Source organism: Allomuricauda sp. XS_ASV26 (assembly GCF_041224615.1).
GTDB classification, from domain to species: domain Bacteria; phylum Bacteroidota; class Bacteroidia; order Flavobacteriales; family Flavobacteriaceae; genus Flagellimonas; species Flagellimonas alginolytica.
In genome coordinates, this window is the sequence record NZ_JBGFGK010000027.1 from 244,013 (window position 1) to 265,889 (window position 21,877).

A 21,877-nucleotide genomic window follows, 5' to 3' on the forward strand; every position below is an offset into this window, starting at 1 on the left:
TTACTAAAATTGAGATAATAAATTTAGCTAGTGCTATCATGACTGTTCTGCTTTTTAGATTTTATTTCTAAAGCGAAAGTAATGGACAACACTTCTTACGAGAAGTATTTTATGACAAGTGGTAATTTGGGGCAAGTGAACGGTAAATGTACTATGTATGTGCGCCAATAATCCTGTAAACAGTTGATTTTAAGAACTATTTGGGCTGTGGTGGAAATTTGGAGAACACCTTTTTTACCACAGCTTTAAGTTTAGCTTCCCGTACACTGGGCGATGCATTATCCCGAAGTCCGCTCTCTGCCCTAGCCTGCCAGACAAGTGCATCTCGCTGGGCATCTACTAGATCAAACTGAATACTCCTTTGTAAAGTTGGGCCTCCCAATGGCAGTCCAACAGAAATACCACCACCAACATTTCTCCCTGTCCCCCCGATACCGACACCAACATTATTGTTCGGCGCACCTCTGTATTCATCGCTTATTATATTGAAAAAGAGTTCGGGTTCTTCGGCCAATCGGTAGCCACGGGCCTGTAAAGTTGAATCCAGTGCACTTAGAAGACGCCTTTCGTCCAATTGGCTCAGGCCAGACTGCATATCCGGATAATAATTATAGGTAGAGTAACTTAAAAAGTCGACCGTTTTATCATAATCGTAGTTCACCCTTACAGCACTACAGGAGAACAATATGAAGACCGATAGTAAAGAAAGAAATTTGCGCATGATAAATCTTTGGATCCACTTAAATTTAACCAATAAATTGATCGAGAAAGTGAATATTGACGATTAATCGTTCAATAACTTCCAAAGTCTGTCCTTAAGTTGCTGAATACCGAGTCCGCTCACAGAAGAAATAAACATGTATGGAACATCCTTAAAATCTTCTTTCATATCCTCGTTTATTTCTTCGATAAGCTCATCGTCCAACATATCACATTTGGAAATGGCCACTAGGCGTTGCTTATCCAACAATTCGGGATTGTACCTCCTTAACTCATCCAAAAGGATATTATACTCTTGACTAATGTCTTTACTATCGGCGGGGATCAAAAACAAAAGTGTGGCATTGCGCTCAATGTGGCGCAAAAAATAATGCCCCAACCCCTTGCCTTCGGCGGCGCCTTCAATAATCCCTGGAATATCGGCCATTACAAAACTTTGAAAATCCCGATACTCCACAATGCCCAAATTGGGTTTTAGGGTAGTAAACTCGTAATTGGCAATTTTAGGTTTTGCAGAGGTCATCGCGGAAAGCAATGTGGATTTACCTGCATTGGGAAAACCAACCAGACCAACATCCGCCAAAACTTTAAGTTCCAAGGTAAGGTGATCTTCCTTACCGCTTATCCCGGGTTGGGCATATCTTGGAGTTTGGTTCGTGGCACTTTTAAAGTGCCAGTTGCCACGACCTCCCATACCGCCTTCGAGAACAATTTTTTCCTCACCGTCCTCGGTTATCTCAAAGAGTATTTCGTTGGTTTCAGTATTTCGTACCACTGTGCCCAAAGGCACCTCCAAGTACACATCTTCGCCATCGGCTCCTGTGCTTCGGCTTTTGCTTCCGTGCTCACCGTGACCTGCCTTAAAATGCTTTTTAAACTTAAAATGGACCAAAGTCCATAGATTTTTGTTCCCCTTTATGATCACATGACCTCCTCTACCGCCATCACCACCATCGGGGCCTCCCTTGGCCACATACTTTTCGCGACGTAAATGTGCAGAGCCTTTGCCTCCGTTACCAGAAGTGACGTGCACTTTTACATAATCCACAAAATTACCCTCGGTCATAAATCCAATATCTTTTCAAAAAAAACTAATTATAGGGAATCGATCACTTTGCTCAAACGCCCGGTAATCTCATCAATGCCACCTATCCCGTTTACGGAGTGGAACTTCCCTTGTTTTTCATAATAGGCTTTCAAGGGAGCGGTTTTTTCGTTGTACTCATCAAAACGGTTACGGATCTTGCTTTCGTCCTGATCATCAGAGCGACCACTACTCTTGCCCCGCTCCAAAAGGCGTTGTACCAAAATGTCGTCCTCAGCTTCCAATGCAATGGTAGCGTTCACCTTCATGTCCTTGGACTCCAAGAAATTGTCCAATGCTTCTGCTTGGGCCGCCGTGCGGGGAAATCCATCAAAAATAAAACCTGCTGCTTCCGGATTTTTTTCAACTTCGTCCTTCAACATATCAATAGTTACCTCATCCGGAACCAAATCGCCTTTATCAATAAAAGACTTGGCCAATTTACCAAGCTCGGTCCCATTTTTAATGTTATAGCGAAAAACATCTCCTGTGGAAATGTGCTTCAAATTATACTTTTCCTTAAGGAACCCTGCTTGGGTACCTTTTCCAGCTCCTGGCTTTCCAAAAAGCACTAGGTTAATCATATCTGTTTGATTTAATTGGTAAACTTCTCTTAGGTTTCGGCCCAGTTCATTATAATCCAGCCCATACCCTACAATAAAATCATCGGGAATTTCCAGGCCTACATAGTCGATGGCATATTCACCATTGTACACATCGGACTTATAAAAAAGCGTACCGATCTTAAATTCCTTTACATTGGTATTGGAGAATAAATGGACCAATTGTTTTAGGGTGCGGCCTGTATCCACAACATCTTCCAAAATGATCACACTTTTCCCCTCCATCTCTTCCGGAATATCCAAAAGCGTCTCCACAATACCTGTTGATGTTAAACCTTGATAAGAGCTTAACCGAACAAAAGATACCTCGCAAGGATGTTGATATGCTTTTAGAAAATCGGAAACGAACATAAAGGCCCCATTGAGCACACCAACAAACAAAGGCACTTCGTCCTTATAATCCTCGGCAATCTCTTTGGCCATTTTATCTATGGCAGCAAGGATTTGCTCTTCCTTTATATACGGCTTAAAATACTTGTCGTGGAGCTTAATCAATGTGTTCAAGTTATCAACAGGTTGGCAAAGATAGTATTTTTAAAGCTGCTAGGCCCGTTCAACTTTTATACCCTCGTGGATTTCACGTATTTTTGCTCACATTCAATTCACAAATCAATGCAAATTTTCTCTTCCGACTTTAAACTGGGAATTTTAGGTGGTGGACAACTGGGCAAAATGATGCTTTACGAAACCAGGAAATGGGACATACAGACCAAAGTGATGGATGCTTCGGCCGAAGCCCCTTGCAAAATAGCCTGTAACGAATTTATTCAGGGCAGCCTGATGGATTATGATGCTGTTTTGGCATTTGGAAAAGATGTAGATGTACTTACCATAGAGATCGAGAACGTAAATATAGATGCACTCGAAAAATTAGAGCACGAAGGAATCCAGGTTTATCCCCCGACCAAAACTCTAAGAACCATCCAGAACAAGGCCGTGCAAAAGTTGTTCTATACCGATCACAACATACCTACTGCCCCATTCACCCGATTTGCCTATACTTCAGAAATTGAGGACAGCATTCACAATGGAGGACTTTCCTTTCCATTCGTATGGAAAAGCGCCCAATTTGGTTACGACGGACAGGGCGTTAAGGTGGTCCGTAAAATAGAGGACCTTAAAGAGCTGCCCAATGTTGAGTGCATTGCCGAAAAAATGATCGATTTTAAAAACGAGCTGGCCGTTGTAGTTGCGCGAAACACTAAAGGTGAAGTTAAAACATACCCTGTTGTGGAAATGGAGTTTCACCCAGAAGCCAATCAGGTGGAATATGTTATCTGTCCAGCACGAATTGACGATGCCGTAGCCAAGAAGGCCCAAGAAGTGGCCTTAAAGGTTTCCGAGCACATGAAACACGTAGGGTTATTGGCAGTGGAAATGTTCCAGACCAAGGATGATCAGATTATGGTAAACGAGTCTGCTCCAAGACCTCATAACAGTGGCCATTACAGCATTGAGGCCTCGTACACCAATCAGTTCGAACAGCATATTCGTGCCATTTTGGGCATGCCTTTAGGAAAAACCGATAGTAAAGTGGCCGGAATTATGGTTAATTTGGTCGGTGCCGAGGGCCATACCGGGAATGTGGTTTACGAGAATATCGACAAAATATTGGAAATGGACGGGGTTACCCCACACATTTATGGCAAAAAGCAAACACGTCCGTTCCGTAAAATGGGCCATGTAACCATCGTGGACAAGAATATGGCCATAGCCAGAGAAGTGGCCCAGCAGGTAAAGGAAACCATTAAAGTGATAAGCAAATAAGATATGAGCAAAGTAGCCGTGATCATGGGAAGCACAAGTGACCTTCCCGTTATGAAAGACGCCATCGATATTTTAAAAGAATTGGGAATTAATGTGGATGTGGACATTGTTTCGGCCCACAGAACTCCCGAAAAATTGTTCAGTTTTAGCAAAAATGCCCACATCAATGGGTATTCGGCCATTATTGCGGGTGCAGGAGGTGCAGCGCACTTGCCCGGAATGGTAGCATCCTTATCGCCACTTCCGGTGATAGGGGTTCCCGTTAAAAGTAGCAATTCTATAGATGGTTGGGATTCAGTGTTATCTATTTTACAAATGCCAGGAGGTGTTCCCGTGGCCACAGTAGCCCTTAACGGTGCCAAAAATGCCGGAATCCTTGCCGCCCAGATTATTGGGAGCTCCAATAGTGAGATTATGGACAATATTATTTCCTACAAAGAAGGACTAAAAGAAAAAGTGATCAAAGGAGCCGAAGAGGTCAAGAAAACTTTTTAATGCCACTAAAGTGATTTAGTACAAACACTAAGAAATATATGAACAACCCATTATTGGAACCTTTTAACGAAGCTCCTTTTTCCAAAATAAAAAACGAACATTTTAAGCCTGCTTTTCTTCAGGCTATCGAAGACACCAAAAAGGAGATTGATGCCATAGTCAACAACCCTGAACCCCCAACATTTGGAAATACGTTGGAGGCCTTGGATTTTTCCGGACAACAATTGGACCGTATCTCGAGTGTTTTTTTCAATCTAAATTCAGCGGAAACCAACGAAGAAATCCAAAAAATCGCACAGGAAGTCTCCCCACTATTATCGGAATTCAGCAACGACATCACTTTAAACGAGGACCTGTTCAAAAGAATTAAAACTGTTTACGAACAACGCGATTCTTTAGACCTTACCACGGAGCAGCAAACCCTTCTTGAAAAGAAATACAAGAATTTCAGCCGAAATGGTGCCAACTTAAAAGAAAAAGAAAAAAAACGCCTACGAGAAATCGATGCGGAACTCTCTAAATTAAAGCTCACGTTTGGCGAAAACGTGCTGGCCGAGACTAACAAATATGAAATGTTGCTAACGGATGAAAAAGATGTGGATGGCCTTCCCGAAGGCACCAAAGAGGCAGCAGCGCAACTAGCAGAATCCAAAGGCAGGCAAGGCTGGCTGATTACCTTGGACTATCCGAGCTATATCCCGTTTATGAAATACGCCAAGAACAGGGAATTGCGCAGAGAACTTTCTTTGGCTTTTGGCAGCAAAGGGTTTCATAATGACGAGCTGGACAATCAAGAAAATGTAAAAAAAATCGTAAACCTGCGCTTTGAGCGTGCCAATTTGCTCGGTTATAAAACCCATGCAGATTTTGTTCTGGAAGAGCGCATGGCGGAGACCCCCGAAAAAGTACTTGACTTCCTGAACGAACTTTTAGAGAAAGCCAAACCAGCCGCCGATCGCGAGTTTGCTGAATTGGAAGCGTATGCCAAAGAGTTGGATAATATTGATCGGCTTGAAAAATGGGACAGCGCCTATTATTCCGAAAAATTGAAGCAGAAACTCTTTGATCTGGACGATGAAAAACTAAAACCCTATTTTAAACTGGAGAACGTGATCAACGGCGTTTTCAAAGTGGCTGAAAAACTGTTTGGACTCACTTTTAAAGAGGTTGACACAGTGGACAAATACCACGAAGAGGTAAAAACCTTCGAGGTTTACGAGAACGATAATTTTTTATCGCTCTTCTATGCCGACTTCCATCCAAGACCGGGTAAACGTGGCGGTGCATGGATGACATCTTTTAAGCCACAATACACCTTGAACGGTAAAAATAGTAGACCACACATAGCAAACGTATGTAATTTTACCAAACCAACAGCCTCAAAACCTTCCTTGCTCACTTTTAACGAAGTGACCACGCTTTTCCATGAGTTTGGACATGCCCTGCACGGGATGTTGGCCAACACCACTTACCCTAGTTTATCCGGCACTTCCGTATACTGGGATTTTGTGGAACTGCCAAGTCAAGTAATGGAAAACTGGTGCTACGAAAAAGAGGCTCTGGAACTTTTTGCCCATCACTACGAAAGTGGGGAAATGATTCCCATGGAACTGGTTGAAAAGATAAAGGAATCGGCAACTTTCCAAGAAGGCATGGCTACGGTACGCCAATTGAGCTTTGGCCTTTTAGATATGGCATGGCATGGAAAAGATCCATATAACATCAACAACGTTAAAGCATACGAAACAGGGGCCTTTAAAAGCACCAACCTGTTCCCTGAAACACCGGAAACATGTATGAGCACATCATTTTCACACATCTTCCAAGGCGGGTATTCATCCGGCTACTATAGTTATAAGTGGGCCGAGGTCTTGGATGCCGACGCCTTTGCCCATTTTAAGGAAAATGGAATTTTCAATACTACGGTGGCCGATAAGTTCAAAGAACATGTCCTCTCGAAAGGAGGCACAGAAAACCCAATGGACCTTTACAAAAAGTTCAGGGGAGCCGAACCCAACATTGATGCATTGCTCGAACGGGCAGGTTTGTTGAAAACCAATTGATTTTAAAGTCAATCTTGATTGATATCATAAATTAGAGTTATATTGTTCTATAACTTAACGGTTTACCAAATACAAATGAAACGGGCAAAACAAATGTCCTAAACAATAATGCTATGTTCCCCCTAAATGTAATCAACCTTTAAAATGAAGCATTGGGATATTGAAGATATCAGCACAAGGGATTTGTTCGAAAAAACCTTAAAGATCGCAAAGGTCGGCATATATGAACTTAGCGTTGCATCCAATACAATATATTGGAGCGGAGTTACCCGAGAAATTACGGAAGTGCCAAGCGATTTTGTGCCAACACTGGAAAATATCAAATATTTTTTCAAGGAGGGAAATTGCAGGGAACAAGCCATACAGGCATTACACCGGGCAAAGGAACATGGAGAACCTTTTGATCTGGATGTGGAAATGATAACCGCCAAAGGAAATCAGCGATATGTACGGAATATAGGATATCCAGAGTTCAGGAATGGTAATTGTGTTAAAATCATTGGCGTTCTACAGGATATTACGGAGCGAAAAAGAATAAAATTCGATTTGACCCGAAAGAACCAGCTCCTAGGTTTTGCCGAAAAAATGGCCCATATAGGCCATTGGAGAATAGATCCGGTATCCCAAAAATTCACTTGGTCCGAAAATATGTACAGGATAGCCGACCTTAAAATCGGTGTTCCAATGACCTTGGAAAAATATTTAAAACACATTCCCGGAGAGGATAGAAAAAAGATCTTGGAGCATATAGACAAATGCAACGAAACCAAGATATTTGAACCCTTCACCCACAGAATAAAACACAAAGATGGCAGTACACACCATTTTAAAGTCTTAGGAGAGATCATTGTTAATGAACAGGGAGAAATAGATCAGATAATCGGCACCTCTCAGGATATAACGGAATTTGTGCATCAGAAACAAGAATTAATAAAAAAGAACCAACAACTCAACAACGCCGAAAAAATCGCAAAAATTGGGCACTGGCGCTGGTGTTTAGATACCGACACAGCCTATTGGTCGGATAACTTATATGAAATATCAGGAGTTGACAAAAACATCAAAGTTGATACCGAAGTATTTTTGAACACCATTTTCCATGAAGACAGAGAAGCCGTTAAGGCAAATATGGAAAACGCTGTAGCTACAAGAAATTTTGAGCCCATTGTTTATCGTATCCAGTTAAAAGATGGAACCCTAAAAACCATTAATACCGTTGGGCAGGCTATAACGGACAGCAAAGGAATGGTCCAGGAAATTCTGGGCACGTGTCAAGATATTACCGAACAAACCATAAAGGAACAAGAACTTATATTTAAGAACCAGCAGCTCAACCTTGCCGAAAAGATGGCCAAAATCGGCAACTGGAAATGGAACGCACTTACCAACGAAGTACAATGGTCCGATAACTTATACGACATCTACGGACACCCAAAAGACGCAGACTTAAGTTATGAAGTGTATTTAAACTATGTACATGAAGATGACCGACCTTTTGTGGAACGAAAGATAGGTGAAGCAGCAGAAACAGGGGTTTACGAAGACCTTAACTATCGTATCCGGTTACAAGATGGTTCCGTAAAAACCATTAAATCCACTGGAATTGTCAATGTGGCCCATGGGCAAACCATTGAAATGCTGGGCACATGCCAAGATATTACCGATCAATTCAACAAAGCTCAAGAGGTAATTCAAAAAAACCAGCAATTGACCTTTGCCGAAGAACTGGCAAAAATAGGATATTGGGAATGGGATGTAGTGAACGACCACCTTACTTGGTCCGACAACATGTACCGGATCTTTGACATGGAGGTGGGCACTCCCCTTGGTTTTGAGAATGTGGTTGAAGCCATTCACCCCGGCGACAGGGATATGTTCCGCGCCCATGCAGAGGAATTTATTGCAGAAAAAAAATTCAGAAAGTTCATGCACCGTATTGTTTACGATAGTGGAGCGGTAAGAACTGTTGAACTTTATGGCGAGGTGGTAACGGACAGAGCAGGAAATGTTCTAAAAATGGTTGGGATCACACAGGACATTACCGAACAACGTATGTCCGAAATTAAGTTCCGGGGCCTATTGGATTCCGCACCGGACACAATGATCATTGTAGACACAAAAGGTCTGATACAATTGGCCAATAAACAAGCGGAAAAAATGTTCGGGTACAAGGCAACCGAACTTGTAGACCAACATGTTTCCATGCTCGTACCCAATCGTTTGTGGGATACCATGGAGTACCACGCCAACATATTTTTTAAAGACCCAAAACATACAGGACTGCCCGCTGATCTCGATTTCTATGTACAAAACAAAGCTGGTTTTCAAATACCCATACAGGTTACCCTTAGTCCTCTTGTAACCTCCGAGGGACTGTTGGTCTCCTTGGCCATTCGGGATATTACCGAACAAAAACAGAGTGCCCATCGGATTTTGGAAACCAATAAAAGTTTAAAGGAATCCGCAAATAAGCTAAAAATCCAGAATAAGCAACTGGCCGAATTCAACCATATAACATCGCATAATCTGCGATCGCCGGTGAGCAACCTAAGTTCCCTAATCAATATTTACAAGACGGAGGACGACAGTGACCTGCGGGAGGAGCTCATAGAAAAAATGGAATCTGTTACCAATCATTTAACTTGGACTTTGGACACACTAGTAGAGTCCTTGGTAATAAAAAACAAGACCAACGTTGCCCTCGAAGAGACCATTTTTGAATCTATCCTCCAGAAGACAGAGGATATGCTCGCCGCCCAAATACTGAAGACCGAAGCAATTATTGAACATGATTTTTCCGAAGTCGAAAGCGCCATGTACAATAAAATTTATTTGGAGAGCATTTTCCTGAATCTGATCAGCAATTCGTTAAAGTATAGGGACGAGAATAGAAAACCTAAAATATTGGTGAAGTCCAAAATAGAAAATGGAAGGACCCAACTGGAATTTCGGGACAACGGACTGGGCATCGACCTTAAAAAAAACGGACATAAATTGTTTGGATTTAGCAAGGTGTTCCATCGTAACAAGGACGCCAAAGGCGTGGGCCTTTTTCTGACCAAGGCACAAATAGACGCCATGGGCGGAAAAATTTGGGCCGAGAGCGAACCGGGCATCGGCACATCCTTTTTTGTTAACCTAAATCATTGACCCCCATGAAACCTATCAATGTATGTATAGTCGACGACGATGATATCTATCAATTTACCATGAAGGTGACCATAAGAAACATCCCTACGGTAAAATCTACCCAAGTTTTTACCGACGGCGCCCAAGCACTCGAATATATCATCAACAATAAAAATGATAAGGATGCACTGCCCGATATTATTTTTCTGGACATCAACATGCCTGTAATGGATGGGTTCCAGTTTATGGATGAATTCGCAGATCTACTGCCAAAGCTGAACAAACCCATACAGGTATATCTTGTATCCTCTTCCATTGACCCTAAAGACATCCGCAAGGCCAAAAGAAACGATGCCATTACCGATTATTTGATCAAACCGCTAAAATCGGAACAGGTAAAAAACATCCTGACCCAATTCAAATAAACTCAATTTTCCTTTTTTTTATAGAACTAAATTGTTGTTAAACCACAAACAATGTGTTAGGTAGGAGCAATTCATACGTCTAACCTGCCTCAAAACCTATGTTAAAACGCCAAAAACCATTACTTTTGGTTATTCGATAGGAATATGACCAAACATAAACTTCAACCGGACACTTGGGTAGATCAATATGCGGATTACCTCTTTAACTATGCAGTATCCCGTGTAAGCGACACAGAAATTGCAAAGGATTTGGTTCAGGAGACCTTTTTTGCAGGTCTTAATTCAGCTAAAAACTACAAGGGCGATGCTGCCGAGCGAACTTGGTTGGTGTCCATCCTAAAACGAAAGGTTATAGACCACTACCGAAAAATCAATTCAAAAAAAGGCAAAGCAGAAGTACGTATAAATTATAGTTCCGATACCGATGCTGAAGGTGATTGGCTGGAACAGCAGGTAGCCGACCCTTACAGTAAAGACGGCGACAATGTACTTGAGAACGAGGAATTGGGTGATGCACTACAAGATTGTATATCCAAATTACCCCAAAAACAAGCATTGGTTTTTAGCATGAAAACCATACAGGGCATGAGCACGGAAGATGTTTGTAATGAATTGGGTATAAATCCGTCCAACTTATGGGTAATGATCCATAGGGCAAGAACTGCATTAATGGGTTGTTTAAACGAAAATTGGTTTTAGCTATGAAGATTTCATGTGAGGAAGCACAGGGCATCTGCGATAAATCCCAATACAAGGAAGCAAGTTTTTGGGATATTATCAAGTTGCGCTTTCACCTGTTTACCTGCAAAGTATGCAAAGGATATTCCAAGAAGAACAACGAATTGACCTCGCTTTGCGATAGGGCCGGACTTACTGTATTGTCCGAAGAAGACAAGGAAAAAATGAAAAGGGACCTGGAAAAAAAGAATGCCTAACCGTATCTTTCCGAAAGCCAAAGCAGACCCAACCAAAAAATAGGAATCGCTTCTATCCAGAATATTACAAAATACTTGGAACGCATTTTTTTACCCATCTGCAAAACAAAAATCAATATTGCGACCAGGATCAGTCTGAGGGCTATTTCCTCGCTTTTCAGGTTGTCCTTTAAAAATGTGATCATAAAGAAAACTAAGGACAATATAGTTCCCAAGCGCCGGGTATTGCGTTCACCCAATAGTTGTGGTAAGGTTCTCAAACTCTTGTGATCCCATTGTAAATCGCGGATTTCAAACGGTAGAATAAGAATCAAGACCAAAAGCATCCTCTGGATAAATGTAACTGCAAAATCCCAATCCAAGGGCATATCGGCATCCAAAACCGGCAGCAAGACCGTGAATCCGGCCCAAACAAAGGCCACAATATACACTTTAAGACCAGCTAAATTCCTTAAGTTCCTGGCCCTGGGCAATAAAGGAACTGCATAAAGTACGGACAATACCGCAAGACAAATGGTTGCCCCCCATATTTTGGCATCCAATCGCATCAGAAAAAGAATGGCCATACCGAACGACAAAAAACTAAAAACCTGGATAAGCTTGTGGTAAGCATTGGATACGATTATATACTTATAGGCCTCTACCCCATATTTTATAAAGTTGTAACAAACTATCACACTAAAAAAAATAAAGCCCAAAAGATATATATCGGTAGAGCTGCCCATCAAATAAAATGTTGCCCCGGCCATAGAAATAACCGAAACGGCCACATGGATACTGGCATCGAGATAAAAGTCGAATATAGCTTTTAAGGTTCGCATCAAATCATTGTCGCTTCTATTTCACTCAAGGTTAATTTGTGGTTAACAACTTTGTTCCCGTGATATTCAAAATTGACCATTTTCATCGAATTTATCCCTAATTTTGTGCACTTTATTGGATTGAACATGAACACAGAGGTTTTTGCTGCCAGGCACATTGGCATTACAGAAAAGGACTTGCCCCACATGCTCGAAACTATTGGGGTCAATAGTATGGATCAACTCATTTATGAGACTATCCCCGATGACATCAAATTAAAAAAAACACTTGATCTTCCCGAAGGGATAAGTGAACACGAATTCCTGAGCCACCTTCACCAACTGGCCGAAAAGAACAAGGTTTTTAAAAGTTATATCGGGCTGGGATACCATGAAACCTTGACACCATCGGTGATCAAACGAAATATATTGGAAAACCCGGGGTGGTACACCGCTTACACGCCTTATCAGGCCGAGATTGCCCAAGGAAGACTGGAAGCATTGCTTAACTTCCAGACCATGGTTTCCGACCTAACCGGCATGGAAATTGCCAATGCCTCGCTTTTGGACGAAAGTACCGCTGCGGCCGAAGCGATGACCATGTTGTTTGAATTGCGCAGTCGTCCCCAAAAAAAAGAACAAGTAAGCAAGTTCTTTGTATCCGAAGAGATTTTACCGCAAACATTGAGCTTGCTCAAAACGCGGGCTATACCTTTAGGTATAGAATTGGTAGTGGGCAACCATGAAACTTTTCAATTTTCCGATGATTTTTATGGTGCTATGTTACAGTATCCCGGAAAATACGGTCAGGTCCATGATTATGCATCCTTTGTGGAAAATGCAAAAGCCAAGGATATAAAAGTGGCCGTTGCCGCCGATATTCTAAGTTTGGTTATGCTGACCCCTCCCGGAGAATGGGGCGTAGATGCCGTGGTGGGAACTACACAACGCTTTGGTATCCCCTTGGGTTACGGAGGACCGCACGCTGCTTTTTTTGCCACCAAAGAAGAATATAAGAGAAGTATTCCGGGCCGTATAATCGGTGTTACCAAAGATACTGATGGTAACCGTGCCTTGCGTATGGCATTACAAACAAGGGAACAACATATAAAAAGGGACAAGGCCACCTCCAATATTTGTACCGCCCAAGTACTATTGGCCGTAATGGCCGGGATGTACGCCGTTTATCACGGACCGGATGGATTAAAATACATCGCGGAAAAAGTACACGGCTATACTAAAAAACTGGCCAAAAGTCTGGAAGCTTATGGGTTTGACCAAGTAAACTCTTCCTATTTTGACACTGTACAAGTAAAAGTCAAAAACACAAAGCGCCTTAAAGAGCTTGCCGAGAAGAAAGGCATCAACCTATTTTATGTAGATGGGGAAACTGTGTCCATTTCAATGAATGAATCCGTTTCGGAATCGGATTTGAACACATTGATATCTTGTTTCCTTGAATCACACAATTTACAGGAAAAGTCTTTAAAAGACTTAGAATTGGACGATGCCATTCCGGCCGGCCTTCAAAGAAAAGCTCCATTTATGGAGCATGAAGTCTTCAACTCCTATCATTCAGAAACCGAGTTGATGCGCTACATCAAAAAATTGGAGCGTAAGGATTTGGCACTGAACCACTCCATGATTTCCTTGGGTAGCTGCACTATGAAGCTCAATGCTGCTTCGGAAATGCTACCATTAAGTTGGCCACAATGGGGCAATATCCATCCCTTTGTCCCACTCGATCAGACACAAGGCTATCAAGAAGTTCTTCAATCCTTGGAGGAGCAACTGAACGTTATTACAGGTTTCGCTGCCACATCACTACAACCTAACTCGGGAGCCCAAGGTGAGTATGCCGGCTTAATGGTCATACGCGCTTACCACGAATCCCGTGGCGAAGGACACCGTAATATCTGTATTATTCCGGCGTCCGCACATGGCACCAACCCTGCTTCTGCCGTAATGGCCGGAATGAAAGTGGTGGTGACCAAAACAGATGACCAAGGAAATATTGATGTAACCGACTTGGAGGAAAAAGTGGTTAAACATGCCGAAAACCTTGCAGCCTTAATGGTAACCTACCCTTCCACCCATGGGGTTTTTGAATCATCCATAAAACAGATCACCAAACTGATACACGACCACGGTGGTCAAGTTTACATGGATGGTGCCAACATGAACGCTCAAGTAGGCTTGACCAATCCGGCCACCATAGGTGCAGATGTATGCCACTTAAACTTACACAAAACATTTGCCATTCCACACGGTGGCGGCGGGCCCGGAGTTGGGCCAATTTGCGTAGCTGAACAATTAAAACCGTTCTTACCGTCCAATCCCGTGGTTAAAACGGGTGGAAAAGATGCTATTACCGCCATATCCGCTGCCCCATGGGGCAGCTCATTGGTATGTTTGATCTCCTATGGGTATATTAAAATGTTGGGAACCGAAGGTTTGACCAATGCTACTAAAGCTGCTATTTTGAATGCCAACTACATAAAGGACCGATTAAAAGGAAAATTCGATGTTCTTTATGCCGGTGAACGGGGCCGAGCTGCACATGAGATGATCGTGGATTGTCGTCCGTTTAAAGCCAATGGCATAGAAGTTACCGATATCGCAAAGCGATTGATAGATTATGGCTTCCATGCCCCAACGGTATCGTTCCCTGTGGCCGGCACTTTAATGATAGAGCCAACAGAAAGTGAAAGCCTGGCAGAACTCGATAAATTCTGCGACGCCATGCTTTCCATAAGGCAAGAAATCGACGAAGCCACAGCTGGAGAGCCCAACAACGTACTAAAAAATGCACCCCACACGCTTGGTATGCTAACCAACGATTCTTGGGATTTTCCCTATTCCAGAGAAAAAGCCGCCTATCCGTTGACCTATGTTGCCGAAAATAAGTTTTGGCCTAGTATTAGAAGAACCGATGAAGCTTTTGGGGATCGTAATTTAATTTGTACTTGTGCACCGATTGAAGAATACATGGAGGCTTAAAAACCTCGATGAGCATTGATATATAGCCCTGAGGACGTTATTCCTTCAGGGCTTTTTTGATTCCAATAAAGTTCCAGAACGGGACTGGGCATTGTAAGATTTATTATGCATGCATAATAAAAAACATACAATGATGTATCTTAGATCAAATTATCCTCAGCATGAAAATAGGCATATCCGGAACAGGAAGTTACATCCCCTCCATCATTACTACAAACGAAGCATTTTTGGAACATGCATTTTTAGAAACGGACGGTTCTAAATTTGAACAGCCCAATACGGTTATCGTAGAAAAATTCAAGGCCATAACCGGAATTAAGGCAAGGCGTTATGCAAAACCGGAATTAAAAACCTCCGATATTGGTTTTTTGGCCGCAGAAAAAGCGGTCCAAAATGCAGGAATCGACAAGGAAGAACTGGACTACATTATTTTTGCCCATAATTTTGGAGATCTTACTGCTGGCAAGACCCAAAGTGATATGTTGCCAAGCTTGGCTTCGAGGGTAAAACATCTTTTACGCATTAAAAACCCCAAATGTGTTGCCTACGATCTTATTTATGGTTGTCCCGGTTGGGTTGAAGGAATAATTCAGGCAACCGCCTTCATCAAAAGTGGAATGGCCAAAAAATGTTTGGTTATTGGGGGCGAAACGCTTTCCAGGGTTATCGATCCACACGACCGCGACAGCATGATCTTTGCCGATGGTGCAGGAGCCGCCATTCTTGAAGCCAATGCTCCTACGGGGGAAATTCTTGCCCACGCATCGGAAACATATGCCAATGAGGAGGCTTACTACCTAAATTTTGACAAGTCCAACAATCCAGAGCAGAACCAGAACACTAGATTTATAAAAATGCAGGGGCGTAAAATTTACGAATTTGCCTGCATCAATGTACCCAAGGCTATGGCCGAATGTCTGGAAAAGAGCGGCATGGATATTGACAGCGTAAAAAAAATCTTCATCCATCAGGCCAACGAAAAAATGGACGAAGCCATAATTAAGCGCTTTTACAAAAGTTATGGCAAGGGTGTTCCAGAGAATATTATGCCCATGAGCATTCACGAATTGGGAAACAGTTCCGTGGCCACCATTCCCACTTTATACGACATGGTCCTTCAGGGCAATCTCCCAGGGCATGATCTACAAAAAGGGGATGTTATCATGTTTGCCAGTGTTGGTGCCGGAATGAACATCAATGCCATTGTTTACCGGTATTGATCTCATCACAAAATCGATCTAACGTAAAAGTAATTTGGGAATTGTTATTTGTTTTTTGGAATTTTAGCCCATGTACGAAAACAACTTTCCCAATAAACGTTACAGGCATACCCTCGAGTTTTTGCAAAAACACGTTGACCCTGCCGAATCAATTTTAGACCTGGGGGTGGATAATCCTTTTTCGGAGATAATGAGGGCCAACGGGTTTCAGGTGGAAAATACAAAAGGTGAAGATTTGGATGTGGACTTTAGCCGGGTTGTCCAATCGGATGCGGATGTAGTGACCGCTTTTGAAATATTTGAACATTTAGTGGCTCCTTTTAATGTTCTAAGGGAAATCAAAGCCAAAAAATTGATTGCAAGCATACCCATGCGATTATGGTTCTCCCCTGCGTATCGCAGTAAAACCGACCCATGGGACAGGCATTATCATGAGTTTGAAGATTGGCAGTTTGATTGGCTGTTGGAAAAATCGGGTTGGCACATTAAAGACGCTGCCAAATGGACAAACCCTACCAAAAAAATTGGGATTAGACCGATTCTTAGATACTTCACCGACCGATACTATATTGTGTGCGCCGAACGACCTTAATGCAACTTTGGATTATACCCACGATTATAGAAGAACATAGCCCATGAAAATAAGTATTGTTGTTCCCGCCCATAATGAGGCTGCCCATTTAAAAGAGTGCTTAAACTCATTTGCAAAGCAGACCTGTTTGCCCAATGAGCTCATTGTGGTGGACGATAATTCTACGGACGATACGTTCTTGATAGCCCAAGGTTTTGCCCAACAACATAACTGGATAAAAGTAGTAAAGCGTTTTTCTTCGGATGAACATATCCCCGGGAAAAAGGTTGTGGACACTTTTAATTTTGGCTTGGAACATGCTTCGGAATATGACCTCATTGGCAAATTTGATGCAGATATTGTTCTCCCAAACAATTATTTTGAAGTCATTGTGAATCAATTTCAGGCCAATTGGAAACTAGGAATGTGCTCAGGACTCCTTTTCATCAAAAAAGAACACAAATGGGTCTATGAGAACATCGCGGACAAAAACCATATCCGAGGCCCGATCAAACTCTATCACAAAGCCTGCTTTAACAAAATAGGAGGCTTGCGAGCGGGTATAGGCTGGGACACAGTGGATATTCTTTTGGCCAAATTTCACGATTTTGAAACCTTGACACTTCCCGATCTTCTGGTAAAACACCTACGCCCTACCGGTCATGGATATTCTTCCAAAAACTACAGAGCCAAAGGTATTGCCATGTACAAAATGCGATACGGTCTTGTGCTTACCAAAATTGCCGCCTTAAAAATGGCATGGCAAGCTAAAAGTCCATCGTTGTATTTATTCGCAATATTGGGTTTTATACAATCCTATTTAGGACAAACGTCCAAATATGTGACCAAGAAAGAAGGCAAGTTCATTCGAAAATATCGTTGGAAAGGAATCAAATCCAAAATTTGAATTCATTATATCCTTATAAAAACAACATAACCAGCCATTAAAAATCATGAGTTAAGACCTAAAAGTCATTCTTAAAAGTAGGGCTTAACTCTAAACACATGGTGTACCTTACCTTTATTGTACATCTGTTTATTGACAAAAAATCAATTCCTTCCTAGCTTTCCTCAATTGAAAACCCTGTTTCATCAATTAGCACAACTAAGCTACTTAAAGTAAAACTATATTTGCGGAGTAACCTATTGGAAATGAATTCAACAGAGAGTTTACTTGTTTAAAAACAATTTAAATCCCTCATTATAAACCTTACTAATTAGTGCTAAAATGCCCCAAAATTCAACTAAAAAATACTCCAAACTTATGATAGCATCTTTTATTTTCTTGGTAATTGTATTTTCTTTATTGTCTTTGGGTGCAATATTTATCACAGCATATGGCAATGCTTGGAGCCCTTGGTCGCAAAGTACCTTGGAAACCATATGGACTGCAAAAGGATTTATTCTTACCACAACTCTTTCATTGATTGCTCTAATTGGCTTTATTCAAGACAAAAAGTACGGGATTCTCTGTGGTCTTTCCATTAGTTTTATAATTATACTAGGAATTATTGCCATCTTTATTTTCGGTTTAAATGGCCCCATTAACAATATCTTTTTGTTTAGTTCCATCTTAGTGCTCCTCATAGGCTTTTTAGTCCTGTATGGCATTTTTCAAATGGAAGGAATAAAAAACTTAAGCATATATGATTATTTGATCATCGGTTGTTTAACCGTTACAACACTCCTATGTTTCCCCTCCTTTTTTTATGACAACTAGAGACATAAAATTAATCCAATTAGATTACTCCAAAACCTCTCCAATGGGTCGCCCCGTGGTTCCGCTAGGGAAAGCAACGCCTAATAGAGCAGCAATTGTGGGCGCAATATCCGGGATCTCCGTACGGTTTACCGTACTCCCTTGTTTTATACCTTTCCCATAAAGCAATAAGGGCACATGTGTATCATATATTTGCGGTGAACCATGGGTGGAACCGGTTCTATTGTAAGATATATAACCCACTTCTGGTACCAAAAGAACATCACCTGAGCGTTTTTGGTTGTATCCGTTCTGTAGTATATATGGAATTCCCTCTACGTACTCGTTTTGCCACATTTGGTATCCGGTGTACACTTGACCAATCCCTGGATAGGACAACATTTCCATGGCAATATCTTTTTGCGCTTGCTCTACATCGATGTCCAGATTGGTCAAAATCTTATGATCCAAAAAAACCTGATAATTGCTAATGTTTTTTACAACATCCGTTGTGCCATATTTATACTGAAGAAACTCGTTGAATTGGGCTTTCATACCTTGCATATCCAAATACCCGGATGGAATGTTCGAATCCATTAAATAAGAAGGAACATGAATTGCAGCATGATCGGCTGTCAAAAAAACCGTGTACTCACCTTTACCCACCTTGTTGTCCAATTCGGATAGAATACGCTCTAAATCTCTATCCAATCTAATGTAGGTATCTTCTATTTCTTTGGAATTTACCCCAAAAAAATGACCTACATAGTCGGTACTGGAAAAGCTAATGGCCAAGAAATCGGTTATGGAGTCCACTCCCAAAGCTTCGCCTTCCAAAGCCGCCAGTGCAAAATCTGCCGTAATACTGTTTCCAAAAGGACTTCTTCGCAATAAATCAAACTGACCGTTGTCTTCCCAAATTGCAGGAAGGTCATGTGGAAAAGCATTGGTAGTCTCCCCTTTTTGCAATCCTTCATAATTATTGACATCCAATCCGCTCTCAACGTAAGTTTCTATAGGTTTTAGGGTAGTCCAGGGCTTTTTGTACTCTTCAACCTTATCCGAAGCATTAAAATCCAAGACCCATTGTGGCAACTCCTCCATATAATAGGAACTGCTGATCCAGTTACCGGTTGCTCCACCTTCAAACCAATAGGCCGCATTGGCGGCATGTCCCGCTGGCAACACTGCACCTCTGTCCTTAACGGCAACACCAATTACCTTTCCCCGCATTTGTGTGTGCAATCGCAATTGATCGGTTATGGTTGAGGTCAACATTCTATGCGGGGACATTTTCCCTACACCCGAAGTGGTTCCTACAGAAGTATAGGCATCGTCACCGGCGCAGTACACATCCTCACCCGTTGTTTTATCGAACCAATCGTTCCCGATAATACCGTGCATGGCAGGTGTAGTTCCCGTGTACACCGAAGCATGTCCTGGTCCGGTGCTGGTTGGCGCATAATTAAAATGATTGTTCTTGCAATTAAAACCTTCGTTAACCAATCGTTTAAAACCGCCTTCGCCATACTGACCCCAAAAGCGGGTCAAATAATCGTACCGCATTTGATCGACCACAATACCCAGTACCAATTTTGGCGATTGGGCAATAACTTTGGGCTTTTCTTCCACAACATTCTTTTTTCTGCGTTGGCCGTAAGTAAGGCCGATAGTACAGAATGCTAAAACAGAAACGATAAGGTTGGTTGTTCTCATGATTGGTATTTATTCAGAATTTGGGCAAAACTATAGATTTCTCCCTTTTAAAAATTTAAATCAAGGTTAAATGCTTAACAATATTCTTATTTTTATCAACTCAAGTCCATAAAACGCATGAAATACCTAGAAGCGATTGGAAAATACTTCATCATGATTTGGGAAGTATTTAAAAAACCTACCAAGTGGCGCATAATGAAGACCTTGATCCTCAAGGAAATCGACGAGCTAATTTTTGGTGCTATGGGCATCATCATATTTATATCTTTTTTTATCGGGGGCGTGGTCACTATCCAAACTGCACTGAACTTGAACAATCCCCTTCTGCCAAAAAGTCTGATCGGGTTTGCAACGAGGCAATCGGTCATCTTGGAATTTGCCCCGACTTTCACCTCCATCATCATGGCAGGAAAAGTGGGTTCGTACATTACATCCAGTATTGGTACCATGCGGGTAACCGAGCAGATAGACGCTCTTGAGGTTATGGGAATCAACTCGTTGAACTACCTTGTTTTCCCCAAGATAATAGCAACCATGATGTACCCTTTTGCAGTGGCTATTTCCATGTTTGTCGGTATTTTGGGCGGATGGGTAGCGGCCGTATTTGGTGGTTTTGCACCCAGCGGTGATTTTATACAAGGGCTACAAATGGATTTTGATTCTTACCATGTTACCTATGCCTTTATAAAATCGATCGTGTTCGCCTTTGTGATCGCCACAGTGCCATCTTACCACGGTTTTTACATGAAAGGTGGTGCCTTGGAAGTTGGAAAGGCTAGCACCACATCCTTTGTTTGGACCAGTGTGGTGATCATTATATCAAACTATGTTCTAACTCAATTGTTACTGGGCTGATGATACAAGTAGAAAACATTCATAAATCGTTCGGGGACAACCACGTTCTTAAAGGAATCTCCACCGAGTTCGAAACAGGAAAAACAAACTTGATCATTGGGCAAAGTGGCTCGGGAAAAACAGTTTTTATAAAATGTTTACTTGGTCTATTTGAGCCCGATGAAGGGCAAATTTGCTACAATGGGCAATACTACTCCGAACTATCTACCAAAGAACGGCGAAACTTGCGCCAAGAAATGGGCATGGTTTTTCAAGGCAGTGCCCTTTTTGATTCGATGACAGTAGAGGGCAATGTTATGTTTCCCTTGGATATGTTCACCAACCAATCACAGTCGGAAAAGCAAGACAGGGTAGATTTTGTCCTGAAACGCGTCAACTTGATCGATGCCCATAAAAGATATCCCGCCGAAATTTCCGGTGGAATGCAAAAAAGGGTGGCCATTGCCAGGGCGATCGTGATGAATCCAAAATATTTGTTTTGCGATGAACCAAATTCCGGTCTCGACCCAAAAACGGCCATCTTAATCGATAACCTGATTCAAGAAATTACCCAAGAATACAATATTACCACGGTGATAAACACCCACGATATGAACTCGGTTATGGAAATTGGGGAAAAAATCATTTTTTTAAAGAATGGAATCAAAGAATGGGAAGGCACCAATAAAGAAATCTTTAAAACCGACAACCAATCCGTTACCGATTTTGTCTATTCCTCCGAGCTTTTCAAAAAAGTAAGACAAATGTATATCGAAGAACGGAATTGATTCCAACT

Annotated in this window: 19 protein-coding genes; 13 read left to right on the forward strand and 6 right to left on the reverse strand. The window is 41.9% G+C overall.

All coding sequences use genetic code 11. The features are described from left to right. Nucleotides 1-196: 196 nt before the first annotated feature. The 3 genes from AB9K32_RS02810 to AB9K32_RS02820 form a co-directional block, all read right to left on the reverse strand. Nucleotides 197-721 (reverse strand): DUF4136 domain-containing protein, encoded by a 525-nt coding sequence (locus AB9K32_RS02810; RefSeq protein ID WP_369884275.1) that lies wholly within the window; start codon nt 719-721, stop codon nt 197-199. Between the two features lie 63 nt (nt 722-784). Continuing rightward, nucleotides 785-1,786 (reverse strand): GTPase ObgE, encoded by a 1,002-nt coding sequence (obgE, locus tag AB9K32_RS02815; RefSeq protein ID WP_369884276.1) that lies wholly within the window; start codon nt 1,784-1,786, stop codon nt 785-787. 29 nt (nt 1,787-1,815) lie between these two features. Beyond that, on the reverse strand, nt 1,816-2,922 hold the full coding sequence (locus AB9K32_RS02820; protein WP_369884313.1) for an adenylate kinase: 1,107 nt from the start codon (nt 2,920-2,922) through the stop codon (nt 1,816-1,818). 117 nt (nt 2,923-3,039) lie between these two features. Here AB9K32_RS02820 and AB9K32_RS02825 point away from each other — a divergent pair, with 117 nt between their 5' ends. From AB9K32_RS02825 to AB9K32_RS02855, 7 genes are all read left to right on the forward strand, one after another. After that, a complete protein-coding gene (locus AB9K32_RS02825) occupies nt 3,040-4,194 on the forward strand; it encodes a 5-(carboxyamino)imidazole ribonucleotide synthase (RefSeq protein ID WP_369884277.1) in 1,155 nt (384 codons plus the stop codon). A 3-nt stretch (nt 4,195-4,197) separates the two neighbouring features. Beyond that, the gene (gene purE, locus AB9K32_RS02830; protein ID WP_252080546.1) at nt 4,198-4,689 is read left to right on the forward strand and encodes a 5-(carboxyamino)imidazole ribonucleotide mutase; all 492 of its coding nucleotides are present in this window, start codon (nt 4,198-4,200) and stop codon (nt 4,687-4,689) included. A gap of 38 nt (nt 4,690-4,727) precedes the next feature. Beyond that, nucleotides 4,728-6,752: a M3 family metallopeptidase gene (locus AB9K32_RS02835; protein ID WP_369884278.1), complete on the forward strand. Its 2,025-nt coding sequence runs from the start codon at nt 4,728-4,730 to the stop codon at nt 6,750-6,752. Nucleotides 6,753-6,896: 144 nt separating this feature from the next. Then, nucleotides 6,897-9,902: a PAS domain-containing protein gene (locus AB9K32_RS02840; RefSeq protein WP_369884279.1), complete on the forward strand. Its 3,006-nt coding sequence runs from the start codon at nt 6,897-6,899 to the stop codon at nt 9,900-9,902. Between the two features lie 5 nt (nt 9,903-9,907). Next, complete coding sequence (locus tag AB9K32_RS02845; RefSeq protein WP_338196588.1) at nt 9,908-10,306, forward strand: response regulator; 399 nt, start codon at nt 9,908-9,910, stop codon at nt 10,304-10,306. A gap of 144 nt (nt 10,307-10,450) precedes the next feature. Next, a complete protein-coding gene (locus AB9K32_RS02850; RefSeq protein WP_224837390.1) occupies nt 10,451-11,005 on the forward strand; it encodes a sigma-70 family RNA polymerase sigma factor in 555 nt (184 codons plus the stop codon). Nucleotides 11,006-11,007: 2 nt separating this feature from the next. Continuing rightward, a complete protein-coding gene (locus tag AB9K32_RS02855) occupies nt 11,008-11,241 on the forward strand; it encodes a hypothetical protein (protein ID WP_224837389.1) in 234 nt (77 codons plus the stop codon). Here the strand turns inward: AB9K32_RS02855 and AB9K32_RS02860 are convergent. After that, the gene (locus tag AB9K32_RS02860; RefSeq protein ID WP_369884280.1) at nt 11,238-12,062 is read right to left on the reverse strand and encodes a hypothetical protein; all 825 of its coding nucleotides are present in this window, start codon (nt 12,060-12,062) and stop codon (nt 11,238-11,240) included. The genes AB9K32_RS02855 and AB9K32_RS02860 overlap by 4 nt on opposite strands. A 126-nt stretch (nt 12,063-12,188) precedes the next feature. Here AB9K32_RS02860 and gcvP point away from each other — a divergent pair, with 126 nt between their 5' ends. From gcvP to AB9K32_RS02880, 4 genes are all read left to right on the forward strand, one after another. After that, on the forward strand, nt 12,189-15,041 hold the full coding sequence (gene gcvP / locus AB9K32_RS02865) for an aminomethyl-transferring glycine dehydrogenase (protein ID WP_369884314.1): 2,853 nt from the start codon (nt 12,189-12,191) through the stop codon (nt 15,039-15,041). 161 nt (nt 15,042-15,202) lie between these two features. Continuing rightward, nucleotides 15,203-16,261, forward strand: a complete 1,059-nt coding sequence (locus AB9K32_RS02870) for a 3-oxoacyl-ACP synthase III family protein (protein WP_369884281.1) — start codon at nt 15,203-15,205, stop codon at nt 16,259-16,261. A 70-nt stretch (nt 16,262-16,331) separates the two neighbouring features. Continuing rightward, entirely contained in the window at nt 16,332-16,853 is a 522-nt protein-coding gene (locus tag AB9K32_RS02875) for a methyltransferase (protein ID WP_369884282.1), read from the forward strand. 43 nt (nt 16,854-16,896) lie between these two features. Continuing rightward, a complete protein-coding gene (locus tag AB9K32_RS02880) occupies nt 16,897-17,739 on the forward strand; it encodes a glycosyltransferase family 2 protein (RefSeq protein WP_369884283.1) in 843 nt (280 codons plus the stop codon). A 263-nt stretch (nt 17,740-18,002) separates the two neighbouring features. Here AB9K32_RS02880 and AB9K32_RS02885 read toward each other — a convergent pair whose 3' ends face one another. Continuing rightward, complete coding sequence (locus AB9K32_RS02885; RefSeq protein ID WP_369884284.1) at nt 18,003-18,215, reverse strand: hypothetical protein; 213 nt, start codon at nt 18,213-18,215, stop codon at nt 18,003-18,005. Between the two features lie 361 nt (nt 18,216-18,576). Further along, nucleotides 18,577-20,247 carry an alkaline phosphatase PafA gene (gene pafA / locus AB9K32_RS02890; RefSeq protein WP_369884285.1) on the reverse strand — a complete coding sequence of 557 codons (1,671 nt, stop codon included), beginning with the start codon at nt 20,245-20,247 and terminating at the stop codon, nt 18,577-18,579. Nucleotides 20,248-20,364: 117 nt separating this feature from the next. On the opposite strand from pafA, the gene AB9K32_RS02895 reads away from it, so the two are divergent. Beyond that, nucleotides 20,365-21,102, forward strand: coding sequence for an ABC transporter permease (locus AB9K32_RS02895; RefSeq protein ID WP_224837382.1), 738 nt, complete (start codon nt 20,365-20,367; stop codon nt 21,100-21,102). Next, a complete protein-coding gene (locus AB9K32_RS02900; protein ID WP_224837381.1) occupies nt 21,102-21,869 on the forward strand; it encodes an ABC transporter ATP-binding protein in 768 nt (255 codons plus the stop codon). The genes AB9K32_RS02895 and AB9K32_RS02900 overlap by 1 nt, the downstream gene beginning before the upstream one ends. Nucleotides 21,870-21,877: the final 8 nt, after the last annotated feature.

What these genes read in the sequence shown, in the direction of transcription:
- AB9K32_RS02810 (WP_369884275.1), bottom strand. Translation starts at nt 721, where the DNA reads ATGCGCAAATTTCTTTCTTTACTATCGGTCTTCATATTGTTCTCCTGT.
- AB9K32_RS02855 (WP_224837389.1), top strand. Translation starts at nt 11,008, where the DNA reads ATGAAGATTTCATGTGAGGAAGCACAGGGCATCTGCGATAAATCCCAA.
- AB9K32_RS02870 (WP_369884281.1), top strand. Translation starts at nt 15,203, where the DNA reads ATGAAAATAGGCATATCCGGAACAGGAAGTTACATCCCCTCCATCATT.
- gcvP (WP_369884314.1), top strand. Translation starts at nt 12,189, where the DNA reads ATGAACACAGAGGTTTTTGCTGCCAGGCACATTGGCATTACAGAAAAG.
- pafA (WP_369884285.1), bottom strand. Translation starts at nt 20,247, where the DNA reads ATGAGAACAACCAACCTTATCGTTTCTGTTTTAGCATTCTGTACTATC.
- AB9K32_RS02835 (WP_369884278.1), top strand. Translation starts at nt 4,728, where the DNA reads ATGAACAACCCATTATTGGAACCTTTTAACGAAGCTCCTTTTTCCAAA.
- AB9K32_RS02845 (WP_338196588.1), top strand. Translation starts at nt 9,908, where the DNA reads ATGAAACCTATCAATGTATGTATAGTCGACGACGATGATATCTATCAA.
- AB9K32_RS02880 (WP_369884283.1), top strand. Translation starts at nt 16,897, where the DNA reads ATGAAAATAAGTATTGTTGTTCCCGCCCATAATGAGGCTGCCCATTTA.
- AB9K32_RS02825 (WP_369884277.1), top strand. Translation starts at nt 3,040, where the DNA reads ATGCAAATTTTCTCTTCCGACTTTAAACTGGGAATTTTAGGTGGTGGA.
- AB9K32_RS02895 (WP_224837382.1), top strand. Translation starts at nt 20,365, where the DNA reads ATGAAATACCTAGAAGCGATTGGAAAATACTTCATCATGATTTGGGAA.
- AB9K32_RS02850 (WP_224837390.1), top strand. Translation starts at nt 10,451, where the DNA reads ATGACCAAACATAAACTTCAACCGGACACTTGGGTAGATCAATATGCG.
- AB9K32_RS02900 (WP_224837381.1), top strand. Translation starts at nt 21,102, where the DNA reads ATGATACAAGTAGAAAACATTCATAAATCGTTCGGGGACAACCACGTT.
- AB9K32_RS02840 (WP_369884279.1), top strand. Translation starts at nt 6,897, where the DNA reads ATGAAGCATTGGGATATTGAAGATATCAGCACAAGGGATTTGTTCGAA.
- purE (WP_252080546.1), top strand. Translation starts at nt 4,198, where the DNA reads ATGAGCAAAGTAGCCGTGATCATGGGAAGCACAAGTGACCTTCCCGTT.
- AB9K32_RS02875 (WP_369884282.1), top strand. Translation starts at nt 16,332, where the DNA reads ATGTACGAAAACAACTTTCCCAATAAACGTTACAGGCATACCCTCGAG.
- AB9K32_RS02885 (WP_369884284.1), bottom strand. Translation starts at nt 18,215, where the DNA reads ATGGTTTCCAAGGTACTTTGCGACCAAGGGCTCCAAGCATTGCCATAT.
- obgE (WP_369884276.1), bottom strand. Translation starts at nt 1,786, where the DNA reads ATGACCGAGGGTAATTTTGTGGATTATGTAAAAGTGCACGTCACTTCT.
- AB9K32_RS02860 (WP_369884280.1), bottom strand. Translation starts at nt 12,062, where the DNA reads ATGCGAACCTTAAAAGCTATATTCGACTTTTATCTCGATGCCAGTATC.